This window comes from Streptomyces sp. NPDC058678 (assembly GCF_042714835.1).
Taxonomy (GTDB): Bacteria; Actinomycetota; Actinomycetes; order Streptomycetales; family Streptomycetaceae; genus Streptomyces.
Map to the genome: position 1 here is coordinate 6,786 of NZ_JBHXSG010000053.1, position 22,288 is coordinate 29,073.

The 22,288-nt window shown below is 68.6% G+C and carries 24 protein-coding genes; 8 read left to right on the forward strand and 16 right to left on the reverse strand.

Translation table 11 applies throughout. The features are described 5' to 3' along the window. Nucleotides 1-577: 577 nt before the first annotated feature. Nucleotides 578-724 (reverse strand): hypothetical protein, encoded by a 147-nt coding sequence (locus ACFWWR_RS35670; RefSeq protein ID WP_383877584.1) that lies wholly within the window; start codon nt 722-724, stop codon nt 578-580. Between the two features lie 452 nt (nt 725-1,176). On the opposite strand from ACFWWR_RS35670, the gene ACFWWR_RS35675 reads away from it, so the two are divergent. Genes ACFWWR_RS35675 through ACFWWR_RS35685 form a run of 3 tightly spaced genes read left to right on the forward strand, consistent with a single transcriptional unit; the run spans nt 1,177 to nt 3,740 of the window. Then, entirely contained in the window at nt 1,177-2,157 is a 981-nt protein-coding gene (locus ACFWWR_RS35675; protein WP_383877586.1) for a toll/interleukin-1 receptor domain-containing protein, read from the forward strand. 21 nt (nt 2,158-2,178) lie between these two features. Continuing rightward, on the forward strand, nt 2,179-2,616 hold the full coding sequence (locus tag ACFWWR_RS35680) for a signal peptidase I (protein WP_383877588.1): 438 nt from the start codon (nt 2,179-2,181) through the stop codon (nt 2,614-2,616). A 17-nt stretch (nt 2,617-2,633) separates the two neighbouring features. Then, a complete protein-coding gene (locus tag ACFWWR_RS35685) occupies nt 2,634-3,740 on the forward strand; it encodes an NAD(P)/FAD-dependent oxidoreductase (protein ID WP_383877590.1) in 1,107 nt (368 codons plus the stop codon). A gap of 46 nt (nt 3,741-3,786) precedes the next feature. Here ACFWWR_RS35685 and ACFWWR_RS35690 read toward each other — a convergent pair whose 3' ends face one another. The 3 genes from ACFWWR_RS35690 to ACFWWR_RS35700 all read right to left on the reverse strand — a co-directional run bounded on the left by ACFWWR_RS35690 (nt 3,787) and on the right by ACFWWR_RS35700 (nt 6,410). Next, on the reverse strand, nt 3,787-4,185 hold the full coding sequence (locus ACFWWR_RS35690; protein ID WP_383877592.1) for an XRE family transcriptional regulator: 399 nt from the start codon (nt 4,183-4,185) through the stop codon (nt 3,787-3,789). A gap of 562 nt (nt 4,186-4,747) precedes the next feature. Then, entirely contained in the window at nt 4,748-5,434 is a 687-nt protein-coding gene (locus ACFWWR_RS35695) for an RES family NAD+ phosphorylase (RefSeq protein ID WP_384307690.1), read from the reverse strand. 256 nt (nt 5,435-5,690) lie between these two features. Beyond that, nucleotides 5,691-6,410, reverse strand: coding sequence for a hypothetical protein (locus tag ACFWWR_RS35700; protein ID WP_384307753.1), 720 nt, complete (start codon nt 6,408-6,410; stop codon nt 5,691-5,693). Nucleotides 6,411-7,209: 799 nt separating this feature from the next. On the opposite strand from ACFWWR_RS35700, the gene ACFWWR_RS35705 reads away from it, so the two are divergent. Further along, a complete protein-coding gene (locus ACFWWR_RS35705; RefSeq protein ID WP_383877595.1) occupies nt 7,210-7,500 on the forward strand; it encodes a hypothetical protein in 291 nt (96 codons plus the stop codon). A gap of 175 nt (nt 7,501-7,675) precedes the next feature. Beyond that, complete coding sequence (locus ACFWWR_RS35710; protein WP_383877597.1) at nt 7,676-7,894, forward strand: hypothetical protein; 219 nt, start codon at nt 7,676-7,678, stop codon at nt 7,892-7,894. 207 nt (nt 7,895-8,101) lie between these two features. Here the strand turns inward: ACFWWR_RS35710 and glpK are convergent, their stop codons facing one another. The 3 genes from glpK to ACFWWR_RS35725 all read right to left on the reverse strand — a co-directional run bounded on the left by glpK (nt 8,102) and on the right by ACFWWR_RS35725 (nt 10,758). After that, nucleotides 8,102-9,616 carry a glycerol kinase GlpK gene (gene glpK / locus ACFWWR_RS35715; protein WP_383877598.1) on the reverse strand — a complete coding sequence of 505 codons (1,515 nt, stop codon included), beginning with the start codon at nt 9,614-9,616 and terminating at the stop codon, nt 8,102-8,104. An 11-nt stretch (nt 9,617-9,627) separates the two neighbouring features. Further along, the gene (locus tag ACFWWR_RS35720; protein WP_383877600.1) at nt 9,628-10,464 is read right to left on the reverse strand and encodes an MIP/aquaporin family protein; all 837 of its coding nucleotides are present in this window, start codon (nt 10,462-10,464) and stop codon (nt 9,628-9,630) included. Nucleotides 10,465-10,566: 102 nt separating this feature from the next. After that, the gene (locus ACFWWR_RS35725; RefSeq protein WP_383877602.1) at nt 10,567-10,758 is read right to left on the reverse strand and encodes a hypothetical protein; all 192 of its coding nucleotides are present in this window, start codon (nt 10,756-10,758) and stop codon (nt 10,567-10,569) included. A gap of 144 nt (nt 10,759-10,902) precedes the next feature. On the opposite strand from ACFWWR_RS35725, the gene ACFWWR_RS35730 reads away from it, so the two are divergent. Further along, nucleotides 10,903-12,042 carry a glutathione-independent formaldehyde dehydrogenase gene (locus tag ACFWWR_RS35730; protein WP_383877603.1) on the forward strand — a complete coding sequence of 380 codons (1,140 nt, stop codon included), beginning with the start codon at nt 10,903-10,905 and terminating at the stop codon, nt 12,040-12,042. A 228-nt stretch (nt 12,043-12,270) separates the two neighbouring features. Here ACFWWR_RS35730 and ACFWWR_RS35735 read toward each other — a convergent pair whose 3' ends face one another. The 4 genes from ACFWWR_RS35735 to ACFWWR_RS35750 all read right to left on the reverse strand — a co-directional run bounded on the left by ACFWWR_RS35735 (nt 12,271) and on the right by ACFWWR_RS35750 (nt 15,354). After that, a complete protein-coding gene (locus tag ACFWWR_RS35735) occupies nt 12,271-12,474 on the reverse strand; it encodes a cold-shock protein (RefSeq protein ID WP_383875031.1) in 204 nt (67 codons plus the stop codon). Nucleotides 12,475-12,824: 350 nt separating this feature from the next. Further along, nucleotides 12,825-13,442 (reverse strand): hemerythrin domain-containing protein, encoded by a 618-nt coding sequence (locus tag ACFWWR_RS35740; protein ID WP_384307693.1) that lies wholly within the window; start codon nt 13,440-13,442, stop codon nt 12,825-12,827. A gap of 110 nt (nt 13,443-13,552) precedes the next feature. Then, a complete protein-coding gene (locus tag ACFWWR_RS35745; RefSeq protein ID WP_383875028.1) occupies nt 13,553-14,143 on the reverse strand; it encodes a hemerythrin domain-containing protein in 591 nt (196 codons plus the stop codon). 11 nt (nt 14,144-14,154) lie between these two features. After that, complete coding sequence (locus ACFWWR_RS35750) at nt 14,155-15,354, reverse strand: hypothetical protein (protein ID WP_384307696.1); 1,200 nt, start codon at nt 15,352-15,354, stop codon at nt 14,155-14,157. 491 nt (nt 15,355-15,845) lie between these two features. On the opposite strand from ACFWWR_RS35750, the gene ACFWWR_RS35755 reads away from it, so the two are divergent. Then, a complete protein-coding gene (locus tag ACFWWR_RS35755) occupies nt 15,846-16,244 on the forward strand; it encodes a DUF2243 domain-containing protein (protein ID WP_384307699.1) in 399 nt (132 codons plus the stop codon). Further along, nucleotides 16,241-17,074, forward strand: a complete 834-nt coding sequence (locus tag ACFWWR_RS35760) for a cytochrome c oxidase assembly protein (protein ID WP_384307702.1) — start codon at nt 16,241-16,243, stop codon at nt 17,072-17,074. The genes ACFWWR_RS35755 and ACFWWR_RS35760 overlap by 4 nt, the downstream gene beginning before the upstream one ends. A gap of 111 nt (nt 17,075-17,185) precedes the next feature. Here ACFWWR_RS35760 and ACFWWR_RS35765 read toward each other — a convergent pair whose 3' ends face one another. The 5 genes from ACFWWR_RS35765 to ACFWWR_RS35785 form a co-directional block, all read right to left on the reverse strand. Further along, complete coding sequence (locus tag ACFWWR_RS35765; RefSeq protein WP_384307704.1) at nt 17,186-17,914, reverse strand: alpha/beta fold hydrolase; 729 nt, start codon at nt 17,912-17,914, stop codon at nt 17,186-17,188. 67 nt (nt 17,915-17,981) lie between these two features. Further along, a complete protein-coding gene (locus tag ACFWWR_RS35770) occupies nt 17,982-18,701 on the reverse strand; it encodes a maleylpyruvate isomerase family mycothiol-dependent enzyme (protein WP_384307707.1) in 720 nt (239 codons plus the stop codon). After that, complete coding sequence (locus ACFWWR_RS35775; RefSeq protein ID WP_384307710.1) at nt 18,698-19,531, reverse strand: fumarylacetoacetate hydrolase family protein; 834 nt, start codon at nt 19,529-19,531, stop codon at nt 18,698-18,700. The genes ACFWWR_RS35770 and ACFWWR_RS35775 overlap by 4 nt, the downstream gene beginning before the upstream one ends. Continuing rightward, nucleotides 19,528-20,616, reverse strand: coding sequence for a cupin domain-containing protein (locus tag ACFWWR_RS35780; RefSeq protein WP_384307712.1), 1,089 nt, complete (start codon nt 20,614-20,616; stop codon nt 19,528-19,530). Before ACFWWR_RS35780 ends, ACFWWR_RS35775 begins: the two co-directional genes overlap by 4 nt. Then, complete coding sequence (locus ACFWWR_RS35785) at nt 20,606-22,279, reverse strand: (2,3-dihydroxybenzoyl)adenylate synthase (RefSeq protein ID WP_383875013.1); 1,674 nt, start codon at nt 22,277-22,279, stop codon at nt 20,606-20,608. Before ACFWWR_RS35785 ends, ACFWWR_RS35780 begins: the two co-directional genes overlap by 11 nt. Nucleotides 22,280-22,288 lie beyond the last annotated feature (9 nt).

Genomic DNA, 22,288 nt, shown 5'->3' on the forward strand with positions numbered 1-22,288 from the left:
ATGTTTATATGATCCTGCTTAATCGCCGGGATCAGACACACCATCCCGATGGTCCGCACCCTATTACCCGGGCCGGCCGCTGCTCCCGCAGCGGCCCGACCAAGAGCTTCTGCTGCCGCAATAGCTCAGCAGCTTCGGTGCGCCCCGTTCCGCGCGGCGCGCGGTGATCCGCTCATGCACCTCGGGGTCCACCATGGGCCGGAGCGTACGAGCGCAACCCGAGACGGCGGGCGAGAAATCGCAAAACCGCACTTGCCAGACGATCTACACCTCAGACTGCCGCCCATGACCAGCACGAGTACGCCGAAGACAACTCACGCCGGACCCGTGACCAGCACCTTCACGATGCACACCGCTCAATGGGCAAGCTCACACAGGGAATTGACCAAGTTGCACCCATGAGGAAGCATCTGCTGACCATCTGGATCTCGGAGCGCCATGCTTCAACGCGCTAGGAAGAAAAGCTCTTACCCAGCGGCGCAGTGAACTGCTCAGACGGCCCGGGCTCCGGGCATCACGGACGCGACGGTGTCGAACAGCATCCGGTCCGTCCAGCCCTCCCACAGGTCCTCGCCGCTCAGGTCCACCGGGTCCGGCCGGGCCCGGGCGCAGGGGCCTGCGGCCAATCGCTCGCCACGGCGGTGGGGTTGAGTCCGTATGCGGCCTGTACGGCCGCGATCGCCTGCTCGTACGTGTCGGTCTGTGTGTCGATGGTCAGCTGCACACCCGCCCCCTCAGAATCTCCAACACCATCCTGCCGTCGCCCCCAGCCTCCTGTCGCCCGACCGGCGACAGGCCCAGACGGACACGGCGGAAGTCACGGGCGGCGGCGCGTACGGCCTGCGCGCCGTCCCACTCGCTGCGGTACACCTCAGCCGCCGAAAGCGCACCAGTTCCTCCGCAACGTGCCACCGCCTTGGACCTCACCCGGGGAGCCTGACCTCATCACAGCTCGGCCAGTTCTCGATGGCTTTCGTTGGAGGGGCGGTCCGGCAAGACCGTCCCTGACACACAATCAGCCCGCTTCACTCCCGATGATGCCGCTGATCAGGCCAGATAGCGAACAGTTGCTGGAGTACTAGACGTGAGGGTACGTCGATGCCGATACTAGGAATATGTGCACGTGCGGCATTTGCATGGGCACGGAAGCGTGCCCCTGACGAACGAGGGGCGAACGTGATCGAGCGGCCCGGCGACATCTTCATCAGCTATTCGCGTAAGGACGAAGACATTGCCAGGGCGCTAAAGGACCGGCTCAATGACGCCGGGATCGTTGGCTACATGGACACTGCCGGGATCAAGGCTGGTGACAACTGGCGCAGCAAGATTGCGGATGCCCTCGACTCGTGTGTCCTTCTGGTCGTTGTCTGTACCTCGCACTCCGTCGCGTCACACGAGATCACTGCCGAGTGGGCCTACGCAGCCGGGCGGGGAGTGACGGTCATCCCAGTCCTCTACGAGGCGGGGCTACCTCTGCCGGCCGGACTTGATGCTTTTGACCGACTGGACTTCACTGACCCTGTGCATCGCCAGTGGGATCGGCTTGTGTCACGCATCGTTCAGGCGCAGGTGGAGAGTCCCGCAACTGGCGGGGTAATCCGGCGGGCGGGGTTGGAGAGTGTTTTCTTCGGACGGCAAGAGCTGATCCGACGGCTGTCCGTCCCGCAGATCCTGGCTAGGATTGCCGAGTCCTCTGAGCTAACGGTGGTGGGACGTAGCTTGGAAAGCTGGTCCCGGGAGTTCCGCGAGATCCACCATTTGTGTGATCGCAGGCACCTACGCGCACGGTTCGCGCTCGTTGACCCTGCACTTCCGCGTGAGCAGTGGATGGTCCCCGCCGACTACGCCCAACTTGACCTAGAGCCGAGCATTGACAAGCTGCGGCGGATGCCTCCGCTGTCTGCTGATTCCCGCGGGTCCTTTGACCTCTACCTGCTTCCCAACTCCCCACTACTCTCGTTCACTGGTTTCGAGGATATTTCGAACCGCTGCGGGATCCTCGAAATTGGCGCGAATCTTCATTTCAACGAGCGGATTAGCTTGATATTGAGGTCTGGCCACCGTGGGGTACCCGACCTGCTGGGGTCGCTGATCACCACATGCGACGAAATACTCCGGAACCGCACGCCTGTCTTCTCACTCGGCCGCGATACCTGATCGCAGCTCACGATCACTGGGATGGATTTCGTGACCTCAGAGAAACCCTCTTTTGGCTCTGCCTCCGGCGTCGATGATGGTCGCCGCATCTCCACGGGCAACGCCGAGGATCCCCGCTTCGCCTCCCGTGGGGGCTGGTTCGTGGGTGACTTCCTTGATAATCGGTCCGGCCTGCGCAGGGACAGTCCTCTAGCGGTGAAGTGGGGTGTCCACAAGGCGGGCGACACGCGGAGCGAGCCCAGCGCATCGGCGAGCGAGAATAGTTTGGCCCTCCTTGTGTCTGGTGTTTTTCAACTTCGTTTCCCTGGCGAGTTTCCTATGCAGGTTGTCCTTGAGGAGTGCGGCGACTACGTGCTGTTCGGGCCAGGAGTCCAGCACCTATGGGAGGCCCTTGAGGACTCTGTGATCGTCACGATTCGCTGGCGCGCATGCGCGCCAGTAAATTTGGGAGGCGCGTGACCAGGGATTGCGCAACCGTGAATACGGAAGTTGCAGTTGTGGGCGCGGGTATCTGCGGGCTCTTCATCGCCTACAAGTTGGCGCGACTCGGGTTCGATGTCCTGGTCATCGAAGCGGCTGGCCGAGTAGGCGCGGGTAGTTCTTCACACAATGAAGGCTGGTTGCACAGCGGGACTTACCACGCTAGCGCCATCACTGACCGGGCCACCGCCCTTCGAGTGGCCCGCAACTGCGCATACGGTCATGAGCAGATACGTATGCTCGTTCCTGAATCGCTCGACCCCGTGAGTAGCGGCTCTGTGGCTCTCGTCCGTGACCCTGATCGGGCCGAGGAGACCGAGAGCCGGTGGTTGGAAGCAGCCGTACAGTTCACCACTCTTAGGCCAGACGACGCCCGCACACGTCTCCCGGAGGTGGACTTCTCCGAAGTGCACCGCAGCTATCTGGTTGACGACGTGGGAATCGACACCCGCATCCTCCACCGCGTGCTCCTTACCGAGGCCGCCCTACGTGGTGCCCGCCTGTTCCTCCGGCATACTCTTAGTTACACCGCTGGCGGTGCCCCTGTCCTCTTAGATGCATACGGCGCGAGTAGGCCACTGCGCGCGGACTTTACTCTGCTGGCCACCGGCTACCGGACTGGCGACCTTTTAGAATCTCTGGGTTTCACATCCGCTTTACGTATGTGGAAGAGCCATATTCTGCATGGACCCCGGCTAACCCGCTGTCCGGTCTTCTGGCTCGACCCTGACGAGGCCACCTTGATGAACCACTCAGGCGACGTCAGCGTGGTTGGCCTCAACGAGGACGCGTACCGGATCCCCGATGTGGACCTCGACGTGGACGAAGCCCGCGCTGATGCCGTCCGCAAGGCCCTCGCCAGGCTCGCACCTGGCGCCGAACCCTCCGCCTACTCTGCAGTCGCCTGCGTCAAAGTAGATTTGGGCCGCAGCGATGAGACACGCTCGGTCGAAATGAAGATTAGCGAACTCGCCGACGATACCTTTATGGTTCTCCCCGGCAAACTCACCGAGGCCCCAGCCCTCGCCGACCGACTCGCGCGCATTCTGGTTGCCCGCGCTGGCATGCACCAGATCTCTTCCAGGCCTTGGGACCTCAGCTAAGCGTCGACTCAAAGTTCTCGCTGTGCCCAGCGGGTTACCGGCCTGGTCATCCGCCGTCGACGTAGGCGCGGGCTGCGACCATGACGTCGCGGTAGCGGCCTTCGGCGATAACGGTGAGCGGGGCTTCGTCGTTGAGTTGAGGGTTCATGCCGATGAGCCATGCGCGTGCGGTGGACAGGCTTTCCGCGTCCTGGATGAGGTGGAACACCTGGAGTGCGGCCCGGAGGCGCTCTTCGGCTTCGGGGCGGGGGGCGTTTTCGCCGGATGCCCATTTGCCGACCTGGCGGTGGTCGCTGAGGTTGGTGATCCGTGCGGTGAGGCGCTGGCCGAGGTTGTCCTGCAAGAATCGGGCGATGTCTGCGATGGACATGCGCACGGTGTGGCGGTGCGCGGTGCGGGCGGCTTCTCCGCTTTTGGTGGCTGCGGAGTCGTTGGCTGCGGGCATGGTTTGTCTCCCTCGTGTCATGACTGGGCGCCGGCTGGGGATTGCGCGATCGCTGGTCAGACAACGGGCTGTGCGAGCGGCTGGTGATGGCCAGGTGACGGCGGTGCTTCTTGGCGTGTGTGTCCGTGGGGAAGCGTGACCTCGACGGACGCCTCGGCATGGTGTGCCGGTGTGTCAGCGGTGCACTCCGGTCGTTCGGGACGATCGGGTGCTGGGCTGTTCGAAGGGGTGCTGGCGGTACAGGAGCTGCCGGTTGCGCAGGCGGGAGGAACGGGTTGCTGTGAGGGATAAGCCGTGGCGTTGTCTGATCACTGCGGGGCCTTCCTTCTTGACACACCGTTAAGGTACCCAAATCCCACCGGCTTCCCTACCGGTTCCGCTCTTTCCTCCGCTCCTCTCTTCTGGGCCAACTGGGATGCTTGACCGGCGTTTTGGCCTCTGAGGTGCAGATTTGCCGGGTGCCGGTGTCTGGACCGGCGCCCGGCTGGGATGCGAGGATCGTTCGTTTGGGCTATGGCGTTTGGAGGAGGTTTTTTCTCCCCCCTCCCCCGGGGCGGGTCGTCTACCGGATGGTGAGTCCGTAGTGGGCGGCCACGGTGCTGAGGCCTTCTGTTTCGGGCCAGACCGGTTGGGTCTCGACCTGCTGGAGATCGCAGCCGCTGAAGATGGCCCAGCATCGCCGGGAGGCGAAGCGTGAGCCGTAGGCGACGCCGTGAATCAGCTGGGCCTGCTGCGGGGTGCGTTGGGCGATGGCCCAGGCCGCGATGCGCCGTGTGACGCGGCGGTCGGCTCCTTGGATGTGCTCGTGGGTGAGTTTGTCGACGTCGAGGGCTTTGAGTTCGGGCTGCAGGTTCTCGCTCAGGCTGGCCAGGGTCGCGCCGTCGTCGACGTCGAGGAACCGCGCTTTCTTGTCCGGCTGGAGCCTGACGAGCGTGTGGCGGGTGCGCCAGTCCAGGGGCAGGGTGCCGGGCGGCATGAAGTACGGTTCGCGCCAGTCTTCCTTGATGACGGCGCGGAGTTCGGGATCGACGCGGAAGTGTTCCAGGGCTTCTGCGAAGCATCCTTCGATGTCGGATGCGCAGTAGAGGGTCCCGTGGCCGACCAGGCTCCATCGGTTGCCGCTGGAGCGGTCGGTGTCGCCGGCTGCGATCTTGTTGTACTTGAGCGGCTTTTTTGCTTTGCCCAGGCGCCAGACGCCGTGGTCCGGTGCTGTAACGAGCCGTACTCCTAAGTACGTCTCCTCGGTCATGCGCCGCTCCTTACGTCGGCGGGCGCGGGTGCGTGCTGCGCCTGCCGGTCGGCGGGCCTGTGCGGTGTGCGGGTGCAGGCCTGCGTGTGGTTCCGGGTGCCCGGTGTCGGCTCGTTCGGGGGCGCTGGCGGGCCGGCTGGCTCGTTTCCCCCTGCGGGCCTGTGCCGGACGATCATCGTGTGGCTGCTGTGGGGGGCTCTGTGCGGATTTTGGCATATGACGGGGGGCGCGAAGGGGGCGCGTGTGGCCGGTTGCGCTACCCGTCGAGGCGGAGGTTGAAGACGGCGACGCCGGCTTCGCCCGTGATGGTGAGGGTGACGGCCGGCTTGTCGCTGTGGGGGCGGGCGCTGAGTGTGTGGACGCGGGTGCCGGTGGCCAGTTGGAGGATGCAGCGGCTGGTGGTGGTCTGCCAGATGCGCAGTGTGCCGTCGCGGGATGCGCTGGCGATGTAGGAGCGGGGGGTGGGGATGAGGGTGCTCCAGGCGGTGAGGGCCTCGATGGTGTCGGTGTGGCCGCGCAGGTGGTCGCTGCGGGGCTGGCAGGTGTCGAGGTCCCACAGACGCAGGGTGTCGTCGCCCGCTGTGGCCAGGAGCGGGCCGTCGGGTGCGTGCAGGTCGAGGGCGAGGGCGTTGATGAAGCCTTGGTCGCAGCGGAAGGTGTGCAGTGCGGTGGGAGTCCCGGGGTGCCAGAGGCGGGCGGTGCCGTCGGCGCTGCCGGAGGCGAGGCAGAGGGCGCCGCGTGGGTGGGTGGCTGCGGCGACGGTGAGGACGGCGAAGTCGTGTTTCCAGATGTCGGTCTGCTGGCGTGTGTGGAGGTCCCAGAGGCGGACGGTGTGGTCGTCGCTGCCGCTGATGGCGAGGCTTTGCCCGCTGGTGGTGCGGCAGGTGGCGATGGAGCGGACGGGAAGGATGTGTCCGGTCAGGGTCGGCTGGTCGTCGCTCTGAGGTGGTGGGGTCCCAGAGGGCGATTGTGTGATCGCCTGAGGTGTAGAGCAGTTGGGGTTGTTCGTCGGCTGGGGTGCTGAAGGCGAGGACGGTTGCGGGACGGTGGGCGGGAAGGGGCAGGGTCGGGCCCGGCTGGCCGGTGTGGGCGTTCCAGATCTGCACGTGGGCTGCTGCGTAGCTGACGGCTACTTCCACGCCGGTGTCGGTGTGCCGGGAGGCTGCGGCGAGCGCGGCTGGTGGGGGGGCGGCGCCGTCCAGAGCGCTGCGCACGGTGTCTTCGGTCCATGTGCGGATGGTGTTGTCGCGTGCGCAGGAGACGAGCAGTGCCGGCTGGTCGCTGGGGACGGCGTGCGGCGGCGTACTGGTCGCCGCGGTCGGCCCCGGCTGGGGCCTGGCCGTCGACGCGCTCAGCTTCGCGCTCGCCGCCGCGTCCTTCGCGTTGGTCCGCGTCCAGGTCGCGCCGCCCGAGCCCAGCCCCGGCCTGGTGCACGAACTGCGCGTCGGCTGGCAGGAGTTCACCTCCCGCAGCTGGGTGTGGGTGATCGTGGTGGCCTTCTGCTTCCTCAACGCCGGCCACACCGCCTCGTTCACCGGTCCTCGGCCCGGCCGTCGCAGACACCACCGGGATCGGCCGCACCGGCTGGGGCCTGGCCGTCGCCGCGTCCTCGCTCGGCGCGATCGCCGGCGCAGTACTGTCGCTGAGCTGGCGGCCCCGGCGCGCGATCCTGATCGGCTGCGCGCTGATGGGTCTGACGGCGATGACCCCGCTGCTGCTCGCGCTCGCCCCGTGTACCTGGGTGCTGGTCGTGGCCAACTTCTTGGCGGGCGTGGGTGTCGAGCAGGCCGGCGTCGCCTGGTACTCGACCCTCAACGAGCAGATTCCCGAGGGGCCTGGCCCGCGTCTACGCCTACGACGACCTCGGCTCCTACCTCGCGCTCCCGCTCGCCCAGTTCGCCGCCGGACCCGCCGTGCTCTTCCTCGGCCTCCATGCCACCCTCTACGCGGCCGCCGCGCTCATCCTCCTCGCCACCCTCGCCATGGTCGCCACCCCCTCCATCCGCGCGCTGGTCCCGAAGACCGCAGAACCGCTGCCCGCCTCGAAAGATCCGGTGCCTCGCTGAGCTCGACTCTGACGCGCTGATGACCATAGGTGGGTGGTGTCGGGCACGATGGTGCGCCCAGCGGGTCCGTGCCCGCTGGGTTTCGTTCCGGTGGGTTTCGTTCCGGTGGGTTCATCCGGTGCCCTCCACGGGGTCGAGGGTGACCGGTAGCCGATTGAAGCATCCCCGGACCTTGATGAGCACCCGGAGATGGGGACATGCGAGCTCAGTCGCCCGGGAACTCGGCATCAGCTACGAGAGCGTGCGCGGCTGGGTGGACAAGGCCAAGAACGCCCAGGCCACGCAATCCGCGCCGACGGCGGTCGGGTTGCGCCCGTCGCGTTCCCCGGCCCGGCGGGCGGGGCCCTACCAGGAACGCGAGGGCTGCGTCATCGCGGTGCCCGGGACGCCGTAGCGGTGATCCCGCGCCGCCGCCCGCTTCCTCACCCAGAAGCAGTGACGCAGGCCCGCGCCAACTCCCGTGCGGGAAGGCGCCCTTGCAGAGCACCTTCCCGCACCACGGTCGACATGCGCCTGCACAAGCCGCGCAGCTTCCCGCCGAGCGCCCAGGTGATCTTGCCGACGGTCACTGCGAACTTCTGGCCGTGCGCCCGAGTCCCGGTTATTCAACCTCGACCCAGTCGAGGCTGCGTTCCACGGCCTTCTTCCAGCCTGCGTAGCCCTTTTCCCGCTGCTCGTCGCTCCACTGCGGCTCCCACCGCTTCGACTCGTGCCAGTGCAGGCGGAGCTCGTCGGTGCTCTCCCAGAAGCCGGTGGCGAGCCCCGCGGCGTAGGCGGCGCCGAGCGCGGTGGTCTCGGCGACGACAGGGCGGCTGACGGGTACGCCGAGGATGTCGGCCTGGAGTTGCATGCACAGGTCGTTGGCGGTGACGCCGCCGTCGACCCGCAGCACGTCCAGTGCCACCCCGGAGTCCTGCTCCATCGCCTCGGCCACGTCGCGGCTCTGGTAGCAGATGGCCTCCAGGGTCGCCCTGGCGAGGTGTGCGTTGGTGTGGAACCTGGCGAGACCGACGATCGCCCCCCGGGCGTCGGAGCGCCAGTAAGGCGCGAACAGGCCGGAGAAGGCCGGTACGAAGTAGATGCCGCCGCTGTCCTCCACCTGCCGGGCCAGTGTCTCGACCTCGGCGGAAGAGGAGATGATCCGCATCTGGTCGCGGAGCCACTGCACGGCGGACCCGGTGACCGCCATGGACCCCTCCAGCGCGTACACCGCCGGCGCGTCCCCGAACTGGTACGCCAGTGTGGTCAGCAGACCCTTGCTGGACCGGACGATCTCCGTGCCCGTGTTGAGGACCAGGAAGTTGCCGGTGCCGTAGGTGTTCTTCGCCTCGCCCGGGCGGAAGCAGACCTGGCCGACGGTGGCCGCCTGCTGGTCCCCGAGGACGCCGGTGATGGGTACGGCGGTCCGTAGCGGACGGGTGGTGCGGGTGGACCCGAACGCCTCCGGGTGCGAGGAGGGGTTGATGGTCGGGAGCATGGCCCGCGGGATGCCGAAGATGTCGAGGAGCTCGTCGTCCCAGTCGAGGGTCTCCAGGTTCATCAGCATGGTGCGGCTGGCGTTGGTGACGTCCGTGGCGTGGATGCCGCCGTTCGGACCGCCGGTGAGGTTCCACAGCACCCAGGCGTCCGTGTTCCCGAAGACGGCCCGGCCGTCCTCGGCCGCCTCTCGGACGCCGTCGACGTTCTCCAGGATCCACTTGATCTTGCCGCCGGAGAAGTACGTTGCCGGTGGCAGCCCCGTCTTGCGCCGGATGAGATCGCCGTGCTCCCGCTCCAGCGCCGCTGCGATCGAGTCGGTGCGGGTGTCCTGCCAGACGATCGCGTTGTAGTACGGCTGACCGGTGCGGGGATCCCAGATGACCGTGGTCTCCCGCTGGTTGGTGATTCCGATGGCCGCCAGATCGGCGGCGGACAGGTCGCTTTGGCGGACGGCGTTCTGCATCGTGGAGTTCGTGCGTTCCCAGATCTCCACGGGGTCGTGCTCCACCCAGCCGGAGCGGGGGAAGATCTGCTCGTGTTCGAGCTGGTGGCGTGCGACCTCGTTGCCGTCGTGGTCGAAGATCATGAAGCGGGTGCTGGTGGTGCCTTGGTCCACCGCCCCGACGAATTCGGGCATGGTCGTCCCTCTCACTTTTCCGGTGCGGGCACCCGGCCGGTTTCCTGCTCGGCCCCGGGAGCCGGCAGGAAGGGGGTGATCAGCAGGCGGTAGAGCAGCGCACCGACCAGGCCGCCGACCAGAGGGCCGACGATCGGCACCCAGAAGTAGAGGTCGCCGTTCTGATCACGCCAAGCGCCTCCGTAGCCCGTGAGGAACGCCGCCAGCCGTGGTCCCAGGTCACGGGCCGGGTTGATCGCGTAGCCCGCGTTGGTTCCCCAGGCCATGCCGATGGCGACGACGATCAGGCCGATGATGAACGGGGCCATGTTCGCGCCCGGCGGCGTGCTCAGCAGGTCGGTGACCGCGAAGACCAGCAGCACCAGCAGGGCCGTACCGATGATCTGGTCGCGGAAGGCCCCGAGCTGGCTGATCGGGAGCCCGCCGTTGCCCGGCAGGGTGGAGAAGACGATCTCCGTCTTGTCGGTGTGCCCGGGGTCGGCCCTCGCCAGCACCTCGCTGTAGTTCCAGCGCACCAGCAGGGCAGCGACGAACGCGCCCGCCGTCTGGGCCAGCGCATACGGCAGGACCTTGCTCCACGGGAAGCCCTTGAAGGCCGCGAGCGCAAGGGTGACCGCGGGGTTGATGTGGGCGCCGCTGATCCGCGCCGCCACGTAGACGGCTAGGACGACGCCGAGGCCCCAGGCCCACGCGATGCTGTCGTGGTCGCCCAGGCCACCGTCGGTCAGCGCGCCACCGGCGACGACCTGTGCGACGACACCGCAGCCGAACAGAATGAGGATCATGGTGCCGACGAACTCGGCTGTGAGTTCGCCGACCAGACGTGCCTTCGATGTGGGTTCCGGCATGTTTTGATCGTCGGCGGTGCGGCCGCGGGCGGCATCCGCAGGCGGGCCGATCAGGTGAACCGGCGCCTGGCGCCCGGGGCCCAGGAGGTGAAACTTTGCCTCTCAGGCTTCGGGGACGGCGTCCTCGGTGCGGCCCTCGGAGAACTCCCACCAGGCGAGGGGCAGCCAGTCTCCGTCGACGAAACCGTCGACCGCCGACCCCCGACCGCTGATCGACACGGCGGTGCCGGGCGGATAGGTGGTGCCGGACAGTCCGGACACGGAGACGAGCAGGGTGCCGAGGCGTCGTATCACTGTTCGGGCTCTCTCACTTCTACAGAGATGACTATGTGACGACAGTAGACAACTTGTCGGATGGCGCACAACGGACGGACCATGAGATAGGGCACAAAAACACGAGGGCACGACAGCAGCACTACCGCGTGGAGGTGCGTAAGCATGAAGGCCGTCGTCTACAAGGGACCGTTCGAAGTTGCCGTCGAGCAAGTGGAGAAGCCTGGACTCCAGCACCCGAACGACGTGATCGTCCGCGTGACGTCCACGGCGATCTGCGGCTCCGACCTGCACATGTACGAGGGCCGCACCGCGGCCGAGCCGGGCATTGTCTTCGGCCACGAGAACCTCGGGATCATCGAGGAGACCGGGGACGGAGTCTCGTCCCTCAAGCGGGGTGACCGGGTGGTCATGCCCTTCAACGTCGCCTGCGGATTCTGCAAGAACTGCACGGCCGGCTTCACGGGCTTCTGCGTGACCGTGAACCCCGGGTTCGCGGGCGGTGCGTACGGCTACGTCGCGATGGGACCGTTCAGCGGAGGTCAGGCCGAGTACGTACGGGTGCCGTACGCCGACTTCAACTGTCTGAAGCTCCCCGAGGGCGATGCCAACGAGAGCGACTTCGTCCTGCTCGCCGACATCTTCCCGACGGGCTACCACGGGAACGAGCTGGCCGACGTCCGTCCCGGCGAGAGCGTCGCGGTGTACGGCGGCGGGCCGGTCGGCCTGATGGCCGCCTACTCCGCCCTGCTGCGCGGCGCCAGGAAGGTGTTCGTCGTCGACCGGGTGGCCGAGCGGCTGCAGAAGGCCGAGGAGATCGGCGCGATCCCGGTCAACTTCGCCGAGGGCAATCCGGTGGAGCAGATCAAGGACCAGACGGAGGGAGAAGGCACCGACAAGGGCATCGACGCGGTGGGCTACCAGGCCCAGGCACGCGGCGAGGACCGGGAGGAGCCGGCAACCGTCCTGAACTCGCTCGTCGAGACGGTGCGGCCGACCGGAGCGCTGGGCATTCCGGGCCTGTACGTTCCCTCCGACCCCGGCGGGCCGGACGATCAGGCCAAACAGGGCATGCTGCTGGTGGCCATCGGCAGGCTCTTCGAGAAGGGACTGCGCCTGGGCACCGGCCAGTGCAACGTGAAGCGTTACAACCGGCATCTGCGCGACATGATCATCGAGGGCCGCGCACGGCCCGGCTTCGTCGTCTCGCACGAGCTGTCGCTGGAGGAGGCGCCACAGGCGTACGAGAAGTTCGACAAGCGCGTCGAGGGCTACACCAAGGTCGTCCTGCACCCGAACCGATGACCTGACGTGCCACATCCGGTCCACTTGACGCACCTGTGCGCCGACCTCGCAGGTTCGCCGGTCAGCGGGCCACGCGAGGGCGGTGGTCACGGCCCTACCGCTCAAGGCGCACCGGGCGTCGCAAGTGGCAGCCTCGCGCCTGTACGGAACCAGCACAGACGATCAGCGAGGCGGCGGGCGGACCGGCAGCCGCCTCGCTCTACACTCTGCGCGACACTCTGCGCGCGGTCAGCCTCGGATGATGTTCTGGGCCTGCGGGCCCTTCTGGCCCTGGCCGATGTCGAACGTGACGTGCTCGCCCTCGGTGAGCTCGCGGTATCCGCTGCCCTTGATCTCGGAGTAGTGCGCGAAGACGTCCGGGCCTCCGCCGTCCTGCTCGATGAAGCCGAAGCCCTTCTCGGCGTTGAACCACTTCACGATGCCGCTGGCCATACTGGTCGTTCCTTCGTTCATGCCCGGGAGCAGCCCCTTCTTCGGGGCGTGCTCCGGCTCTCAGCAATCGCAGGAGCCAACAGCCGTTCTACCCCGGAACACGGCCTCCACCCGGCTGACGACACAGGTTCACGCATCGCAAGCCCGCCGGCACCGGCGCTTTTACGTCTGGTGGCTGCCGATGTCGGCCTCCCCGCTTCCGAGTCGGAGCGATCATGCGGGTGTCGGGCCGACGAAGGACAGGACGTCGTCCATCGTGACGAGCCGATCATGGTGCCCTTTGTCCAAACCGGTCATCTCCGACGCGCTGCGCGCGGATGCGTGGGTGAAGCGGCTGACGGCACGGGGCATCACCGGCCGGACGCCCCGCTGCCTCCCCGGTTCGAGTTCGTGGGTCCAAGCGCGTCCCGCATGCGGTCGTAGAGGCTCAGCGGCACGCCCAGCAGGGCGTTGCCGGGTGGGCGGCGGGGGACGACCGGGTGGGGATGCGTGGGCGCGGTGCGGCGTACCGTCTCCCAGAGGGAGCCCAGGCGCCGTAGTCGGGCCGTGCCCACCGCGTCCTGCAGCCGTGGGAGCAGGAGGTCCTCCTCGTCTCTGATGTCCTGCCGGATCAGCGCGAACGCACGCTCCACCTTGTCCTCGCGTTCCGGGTCGCCGGGAGGCAGCCGTTCGATGTCGGCCACGAGATCGTTGATCTGCTGGTGTTCTTCCTCGACCCGGGCGGTCAGCTCCTCTCCGTTCGGGACCGAGCGCCGCACCGCCGGCCACAGCACGGTCTCCTCCGCGAAGGCGTGGCTGAAGACCAGCTGGACGAGGTTCTTCAGCGCCTGTTCCCGTTCCTGGCCGGCACTGCGCCGGTACAGCTCCATGAGGCGGTCGATCTCCGCGTGATCACGGCGCTGTCGCGCCAGCACACTGCTCTGGCCGCCCAGTTCCTGCGGCGTCTGATCCTTGAGGGACTTCGGCATGGCTTGGCTTCTCCCGAACCGGCTGGGTGACCTCGAGGACGTTCGCCTGGGGGTGCACCGCACGAGGACGGTGCTCCCGCAGGCGTGGATGCGGTGTGTACCGCCGTTTGTCAGCCGTTGCCCATGGCCTTGCGGACGGTGTCCTTGGTGCGGTCCATAAGGGCGGCCACCGGGCCGAGGGCCACGTTGGCCGCGCCGGACTCGACCCCGGGGTGGGGCCGGGTGGGGGCCATGGCCTCGGCGGCCTTGACGGCCTTGGCCATGGCGGCGAGTTCGGTCACGTCGGTGCTGCGGCGGATGTGGGAGAACTCGTAGCGTTCCTCCGCCCGCGCGTGCTCCTGCACGTCCGTGCGCAACTGCCTCAGCCGCGGCAGGAACTGGGGATCGTCGGGGTCCATTTCGTCCAGGGCCAACAGTGATTCCTTGGCGGCCTTCTCCTCGGCGAGGCGGTCTTCGACGACCTGCCGGCCACCGTCCACCGCCCGGCGCACGAAGGGGTGCACGACCTCCTCCTCGGCGGTCTCGTGCACGGCCAGCAGGCGTACGAGACGGCGGAAGGCATCGCGGCGCTCCTCCCCCTCGCTCTGCTCGACCTCGTCGAAGAGGTTGCGGATGTCACCGTGCTGGCGCATCAGCAGTGCCACCACATCCGTGTCCTTGGCCTGGTCGTCCCCGGCCTGCGGGGTGTGCAGCTCGGTCATCCCTGCTTCCCTCACTTCTCGCGCATGGCGGGGTCGGGGTGCTCGCCCTCGGACTGGACGCGGTACTCACGGCCGAACATCTCGCCGTGCTCCACCATGACCTGCTCGCTCGGCGGCTCCTCGCCGCCGTGGATCTGCTCCTGCATCCGCTCGAACCGCTCGTGCGCCTCGCGCACATAGCCGGCACCGAGCGTCGTCAGGTCCATCTGGGTGTCGAGCAGCTCCCGCACGTACTGCTTGTTCGGCTCGAAGGTGAGCACGTTCGGCAGCTCCGGCGCCAGGACCTCCTGCGGCTCCCGGCCGTCGTGGCGGCGCATCAGGTCGCAGGCCGTGTGCAGGTGCTCCAGCTCCATGTTCAGGTGCAGCTCCCAGATCGCCTTGACCCTGGGGTCGCTCTCCTGCTCCATGAAGGAGTAGTACAGGTAGCACTCGTTGTACTCGTGGTTGACCAGTTGCTCCCACCACGTCTCACCCGGGTCCACCAGGGACTCGTAGTGCGTGACGTGCTCCTCCTCGATCAGCCCGATCTCCTGGTAGAGCTGCCGGGCGATCGGCTCCATGTAGGTGGGGCCGGTGTTCATGTAGAAGTTCATGGTCTGCTGCTCCGCCGACATGATCGTCAGCGCGTGCAGCTTCGACAACGGGTCCGTCTCGCCCTTGGCGTACGCGTCGCGAACGTTGTCGTACGGGTCGCGGTGGTGGTACTTCGTCGGCCGGCCCGGCATGACCTCCGTCAACCCGTCGACGATCGACTCCGCCTTGCGGTGCTCGATCATCTCGTACAGGTTGGCGTACCGGTACAGGTGGTCGAAGTCCTCCAGCACGCCGAACTGGTATGCCTGCTTGAGATACGGGTCCGGCTCCATCCGCGCCACCCAAGCGGTGAGGTCTACCGCGACCTGCTCGTACGCGATCGTCGTCTCCAGCACAGAGGACACGCCGGGCAGCAGCCAGTTGACGACCTTCTGCTGCTGCGCCTCGATGTAACGCGTCCGGGCCAGCTGACGTTTCACCTCGGGATCGACGGTGTTCCGGGCCAGCGTGTGGCTGAACATGATCGCCTCGACCTCGATGCCGTTCATCGTGATGATTCGGCACCGCGTGTACGGGTCGCACCGGTCGGGGTCGATCGGCTGCACGTTCAGCTCGCGCCAGCTGCGCAGCTGGCGGTCCAGCGGGATGCCCCGCTGTTCCAGGGGATTGAAGGTCATGGGGGTGCTCCTTGTCAGGACGGGCGAGTGCAGTACCCCCGACGCCGTACTGCATGTCGGTGCCAGGGCACCGCAGTCAGGCTTTAGCCATCCAGAGGTCCCGGCCACCGCACACGCCCGGACGGCCGCACATGCACGCCGTTCGGGCGCAAGGCCGCATTCCGAGCCGCCCCGCGGGCGCTGAAGCACGCACCCGCTCGCGGGGCGGATCATGTGGACCCCGTGCTCGCACGCTGCGTTTCCACCGGCTGGGCGAGGCGAGTGACGGTGCGTGGTGGCGAACGGTGCGAATCAGTGGGTGCGGCTGCCGGCGCTGTGGGTGCGCCGGCTTACGCAGACGTTCGTCCACTGGTCGCTTTGGGTGGAAGCGGTCCGGGCGCTGGTGCTCCGGCCTCCGTCGTGGACGAGTACGAGGGCGGGGGCCGGGTGAGGCTCACGCCGTTCGTGATGGCAGACGTACGCCTGCCCGGCGTACCGGCCGGGAGGCGGTGATGGCGGCGCTCGACGACATCGTCTTCCACCAGCTCCTGGGCTGGCACCACTTCTACGACCGGTCCACCACCGGCGTCGGCCTGCTGTCCGACGGGCTGCTGCACACGGCCGAGTTGCTCGGGCTCGTCGCCGGGTCCTTCCTCTACGCCGACCTGCGCCGCCGCCGGACGCTGGCGCCGGCCAACGCACGGGCCGGATTCTTCCTCGGGCTGGGGGCGTTCCAGCTGCTCGACGGGATCGTGGACCACAAGCTGCTGCGAGTCCACCAGATCCGCTACGGCGTGGACGTCACCCCGTACGACTGGGCGGGTAACCTCGCCGGCCTGGCCCTGCTGCTCGTCGGTGTGGTCCTCGGCCTGCGTGCGGTCCGCCGCGACAGGGCCGGTACGGCGGCGTGAGGCTCGCGCACGTCCACCCGGACGCGGCCACCGGTCTCGGTGCGGCCGGGCTGTGCATGGTCGTGGCGGGGCTGCTGGTGGCCGCCGCCTATGGGACGGGGGCCGCGCGGCTGCGGCGCCGGGGAGACGCCTGGACCCGCCGACGGGACGCGTCCTTCGCCGCGGGCGTCCTCGCCATCACCTGGGCGGCGGGGGGGCCAACACAGGGAGGGTCCTTCACCAGGCACATGGCCGAGCATCTCCTCGCCGGCATGGCGGGCCCCCTCCTGATCGCCCTGGCCCGTCCCCTCACCCTGGCCCTGCGCGCGCTTCCCGCCGGCCCGGCCCGCCGGGGCCTGCTCGCACTCGCGCACTCCCGGCCCGTGAGCCGGCTCATCTTCCCGCCGCTGGCGGCGCTACTGGACGTCGGCGGCCTGTGCCTGCTGTACCGCACCCGGCTGTTCGCCGCCACGGAGCACAGCGCCCTCCTGCACGCCGTGGTGCACGCGCATGTGGTGGCCGCCGGGCTGCTGTTTGCCTTCGCCGTGTGCCAGCTCGATCCGCTGCGCCGCCGCTGGAGCCCCGCCGTCCGCGGAGGCACCCTGCTGGCCGCCGGTGCGGTACACGCCGTGCTGGCCAAGACCCTCTACAGCTCACCGCCGCCCGGCACCGCCTTCACCGCCGGCGACCTGCACAGCGCGGCCCGCCTGATGTACTACGGCGGCGACGTGGACGAAGTGGGGCTGGCCGTCGTACTCGGGATCGGCTGGTACACCGCCCGTGAGCGTCGGGACCCGCACGTCGCCGCAGCGCGGCGTCCACCGGCGCTCCCTCCCCGGTCCGGAACCTGATCGACCTCCCATGCGCCGCATCGGCCAGGCTTCCGCCTGGGCGATGGCGGCTCGAGAGAGTGGGGTATGTCGGCGGTCGGTCGCGGCCCAACGCGTGATGTGGGTGGCCGCCTATGCCGCACAGGCCCGGACGAACGCGTCGGCCAGTTCGGCGGGGCGGGTGAAGAGGGCCTCGTGGCTGCCCGGGGTCTCGATGACCAGGGGGTTCTTGAGCCGTGGCAGGAAGCGGTCGGCCCAGGCCCACTCGCCGGGAAGGGCGAGGTCTTCGGTGGCCAGGATGTAGGCGGTGGGGATGTCGAGTGCGGCGAACGCCGTCGTGTCCGGCTTCTCGGTGAAGGTGCCGAGGGGCTGCGGGACGAGCAGGGAGTGGATCAGGCGCTGGGTCTCCTCGCTGGCGTCCTGCATGAACGCCTGCTGGAAGACCTCGAAGGGAAACGTCACTGTGTCGTTGCCGGAGGCGGACGCCACGGCGTGGAACATCTCGCCGTAGTGCGGCGGGCACGCGTCGATCAGGGACTCGCCGTCCTGCGGCACGAACGCGTTCCAGAAGACCAGGCGCCGCAGCCGGGCAGCGAGCTTCGGCGCCGCGCCGGTCATGACGTAGCCGCCCCAGCTGTGGCCGACCAGGGTGATGTCGGTCAGCCCGGCGCGTTCGACATAGTCCACGAGGCTGTTCACGCAGTCGGTGAGGGTCACGCCGCGCGGGTCGTCGTCGGCGCCCAGCCCGGCCAGGGTGGGGGTGTGCACCAGGTGCCCGGCGGCTCTCAGCTCTGTCGCGACCGGGCGCCAGGCCCATCCGCCGTGACAGGCTCCGGTCACCAGTACGAAGGTCTCGCTCATGTCGGTCTCCTTTGATCGAGTGGTCGAGTGATCGGGTGAATCAGTGATCGGGTGACGAAAGCTGGGTTCACAACCAGCGTGGAAGGTCCGGGAGTCCACCCGTGACACGCAGCTCACGCAGCTCTTGGGTGCTGCCCCGGCCGGTGAGCCAGGCGGCGAGGGCGTACGGCGGTCCGGTGACCGTGACGCCCGGGGCGGGCGTGCCGAGTACGACGGTGCCGTGGCCCTGCGCCGCCAGTTCGGCGCCGATGCCCGGCTCGACGCGAGCCGACAGCCACCCGGCCACATCGCGTACCAGGGCCCAGGCGAAGTCGGGCGGCAGCGCGTCCATGTCGACGCCGACCCGCAGGTCGACCAGGTGGATCCACACCTCGCGGGCCCGCAGCCACGGCACCTCCGACGCCGGGATCTCCCGGCCCTGCGCGCTGACGACGGTGGCCGACCAGGCGTCGGCCGAGAGTGCGTCGGCGGCCTTCCGGAAGCGGGCGGCGGACTCCCGTACGTCCGCCCGCTGGTCGGCGAGAGGCCGTCCGGCGCCCGCCTCGATGTCCGTGACGCGCTGGTCCGGCGAGGTGTACATGGGTGTCGGGATGCCTGTCCGGGCCCAGGTCAGCAGGTTGACCAGGGCGTCGGCGTTGCGGGCGAGGTGGGTGAGCAGATGGCCACGGGTCCAGCCGGGCAGCGCGGACGGTTCGGTGGCCGCGTTCTCCGGCAACGCGTCGACCGCCTGTCGCAGCCGGTACTGTCCGTCCTCGACCCACCCGAGAACCCGTTCCGGCTTGCTCACGGCTTGTCCTCGACGACCGTGTTCACGCACTCCCCGACACCCTCGACCACGGTCCGTACGACCTGGCCCGGCTTCAGGAACACCTTGGGGTCGCGGGCCGCGCCGACCCCGCCCGGGGTACCGGTGAGGACGAGATCGCCCGGCTCCAGCGTCGTGAACGTGCTGAGGTACGTGGCGATGTCCGCCGGGGTGAACAGCAGGTCGGACGTGCGCGAGCGCTGCATGATCTGCCCGTCCACCTCCAGGCGGATCTCGAGGTCGGCCGCGTCGTCGATCTCGTCGCCGGTCACCAGCCAGGGCCCGGCCGGCGTGCTGGCCTCCCACGCCTTGCCCTGCAGCCACTGCGGGGTACGCCACTGCCAGTCCCGCATGGAGATGTCGTTGACGACGGTGTAGCCGGCGATCGCGGCCGCCGCCTCCTCCTTGGTCGCCCGGCGGCGCAGCTGCGAACCGATGACGAAACCGAGTTCGGCTTCCCAGTCCAGTTCCTCCGTCTCACCCGGGTGGACGATGTCGTCGCGGGCGCCGAGCAGGACGTTGGCGAACTTGCCGAAGAGAGCGGGGTACGACGGCATCTCGCGGCCCATCTCCGCGATGTGGGCGCGGTAGTTGTGGCCCACGCAGAAGATCTTGGCGGGCGTCGTGACGACCGGGGCGAAGTCGAGAACCGCCACGTCGTGCGCCGGCCCTTCGGCGGCAGCCGCGTACGCACGCCAGTCGGGGCGGCGCAACAGGGCGGCGACGTCGGGGGTGCCGGTCTCCACGGCACGGTCGCCGTCGAGGCGGACGGCGACCGTGCCGTCGGCGGTGCGGATGGTGGCGAGCTTCATGAGGAGGTGCTCCCGGTCGTTTCGGTGCGGGCGAGGTTCAGTGCCTCGTAGAGCGGCGCGTCGTTGAAGGTGAACAGGTCGAGCTGGGTGTCGGCGGCGATGGTCAGGGCGCACCAGGAGGGGACCGCGATCAGGTCACCGACGGACACCTCGATCTCGCGGTCGTCGAGCGTGACGGTGCCGCTGCCGCGGAAGACCTGCCAGACGGACGAGCCGACGGTGCGGCGGGTGGCGGTGGTGGTGCCCGGGCGCAGGCGGTGCATCTCGGTGCGCAGGCTGGCGAGGGCGTCGCGGCCGGTGGCGGGGTTGGTGAAGCGGATGCCGGCATGGCCGGGCTCGATGACGCCGGTGTACCCCTCGTCCTCCAGCTCCAGCTGGGCGGTGAGGGCGTCGTCGGTGTCGGCCCAGCGGTAGGCCATGAGCGGGGAGTCGGGGGTGCTGGGGGCTGCGATCGGGCGCAGTCCCGGGTGGCCCCAGAGGCGTTCGTTGCGCGAGCGGGACGGGGTCGAGCGGTCCGACACCCCGTCCTCGCCGAACTCGAAGAACCCGGCGTCCAGGCGGTGCACGAGCGGGATGTCCAGGCCGTCCAGCCAGACCATCGGCGCGTCGCCGACGTGGTGGTGACCGTGCCAGTGCATCGACGGGGTGAGGAGCAGATCACCGGGGCGCATCTCGACCGCGTCGCCGTTGACGACCGTCCACACACCCTCGCCCTCCAGGATGAACCGGAAGGCGCCCTGTGAGTGCCGGTGCGCGGGGGCGACCTCGCGCGGGCCGAGGTACTGGACCGCCGCCCACAGGTTGGGAGTCGCGTACGGTCGGCCGGGCAGGCCCGGGTTGGCGAGCGCTATCGCGCGGCGCTCACCGCCGCGCCCGACCGGCACGAGGTCGCCGGCCCTGCGGGCGAGCGGGAGGAGCGTGTCCCACGACCAGACGTGCGGGACGGCCTCGGGCTGCGGGGTGAGCGGCATGAGGTTGCCGATCTCGGTCCACAGGGGGATGAGTCCGGCGGTTGCGAAGCCGTCGTACAGCTTGCGGAGTTCGGGGTCCGTCTCCTCCGGGGCTATGACGGAGTCACTGGTCATCTGGGGTTCCTTCGGCGTCGAGGCGGCGCGTGATGTCGGCGCGCAGGGCCTTCTTGTCGATCTTTCCGACCTTGGTGGCGGCGAGTTCGGGCACCGTCACCAGCCGGTCCGGGAACTTGAAGCGGGCGGTGCCCGCGTTCTCCATGACGAGGTGGATGTCGTCGAGGGCGACCGTGTGTCCCGGTTCCGGTACGACGTAGAGGCAGACGCGCTCGCCCAGTTGTGCGTCGGGCATCGCCACGGCGGCGGCGCGGGCGACGCCGGGGGTCTGGTAGGCGAAGTTCTCGATCTCCTCGGCGGAGATGTTCTCCCCGCCCCGGATGATCATGTCCTTGTCGCGGCCCTCGACAACGAGGTTGCCGTCGGGAAGCAGCCGCACGATGTCGCCGGTGCGGTACCAGCCGTCCTCGGTGAAGGCGCGGGCGTTCTGCTCCTGGGCGCGGTAGTAGCCGCGCGGGGTGTACGGCCCGCGGGTGAGCAGCACCCCCGGGATCCCGTCGGAGACCGGGTTGCCCAGTTCGTCGACGACGAGGAGCTCGTCGTCCTCGCACATGGGGCGCCCCTGCGTCGTACAGATGACGTCTTCCGGATCGTCCAGGCGCGTGTAGTTGAGCAGGCCTTCGGCCATCCCGAACACCTGCTGGAGTGTGCAGCCGAGTTCGGGGCGGACACGGCGGGCCACGTGGTCGGCGAGCCGGGAGCCGCCGACCTGGAGGATGCGCAGCGAGCTCAGGTCGGTTCCGGGGTGTTCGCGGTGGTGGTCGAGCCAGCGCAGGGCGATGGCCGGGACCAGGGCGCTGGCGGTGACGCCTTCTCGCTCGATGATGGGGAACGCCTTCTCCGGGTTGGGGGAACCCAGCACCACCCGGCCGCCGTTCAGCAGCACGCCCAGCAGGCCGGGGCAGGCGAGCGGGAAGTTGTGCCCGAGGGGCAGCGCGGCGAAGTAGACCGTGTCGGCGCCGAATGCACAGACCTCGGCGCTGCGGCGGGCGTTGTAGAGGTAGTCGTCGTGCGTGCGGGTGATCAGCTTGGGCAGTCCGGTCGTGCCGCCGGAGAGCAGGAAGACGGCGATCGAGCGGCTGTCCGACCGGTACGCGTCCACGGCGGCCCGGTCCGCCGGCGTGCCGGGAGCGGCGCACAGCTCCCGCAGGTCCACGGCGTCGTCGCCGACCTTGTCGCCGAGTACGAGGACGTGCCGAAGGGTCGGTGAGCCGTCGGCGACCTCGAAGGCCATCGCCTGGTGGTCGTGGTCCTTGAGAACGTCCGGCACCGCGATGGCCACGGCCTCGCTGTGCTCGACCAGGTAGCCGATCTCGTGTCTGCGGTGTCCCGGCAGTGCCATCACCGGGATGACGCCGAGCCGGAGACAGGCGTAGGCGAGGATCACGAACTCGGCGGTGTTGGGCAGTTGCACCACGAGCCGGTCGTCCGGGCGGAGCCCGAGCGCGGCCAGCCGCAGTGCCACGGCGTCCGCGTGCTCGGCGAGTTGCCGGTACGTCAGCCGCCGGTCGCCGTCGACGAGCGCGACCGTGTCGGGAGCGGCGTCGGCGACGGCGTGGAGCCGGTCGCCGATCGCGTGGCCCTGCCAGTAGCCCTTGTCGGCGTAGCGCCTGGCGTACTCCGCGGGCCAGGGCACAGCGCCTTTGCTGCTCGGCCTGGGCATGGTCGTTCT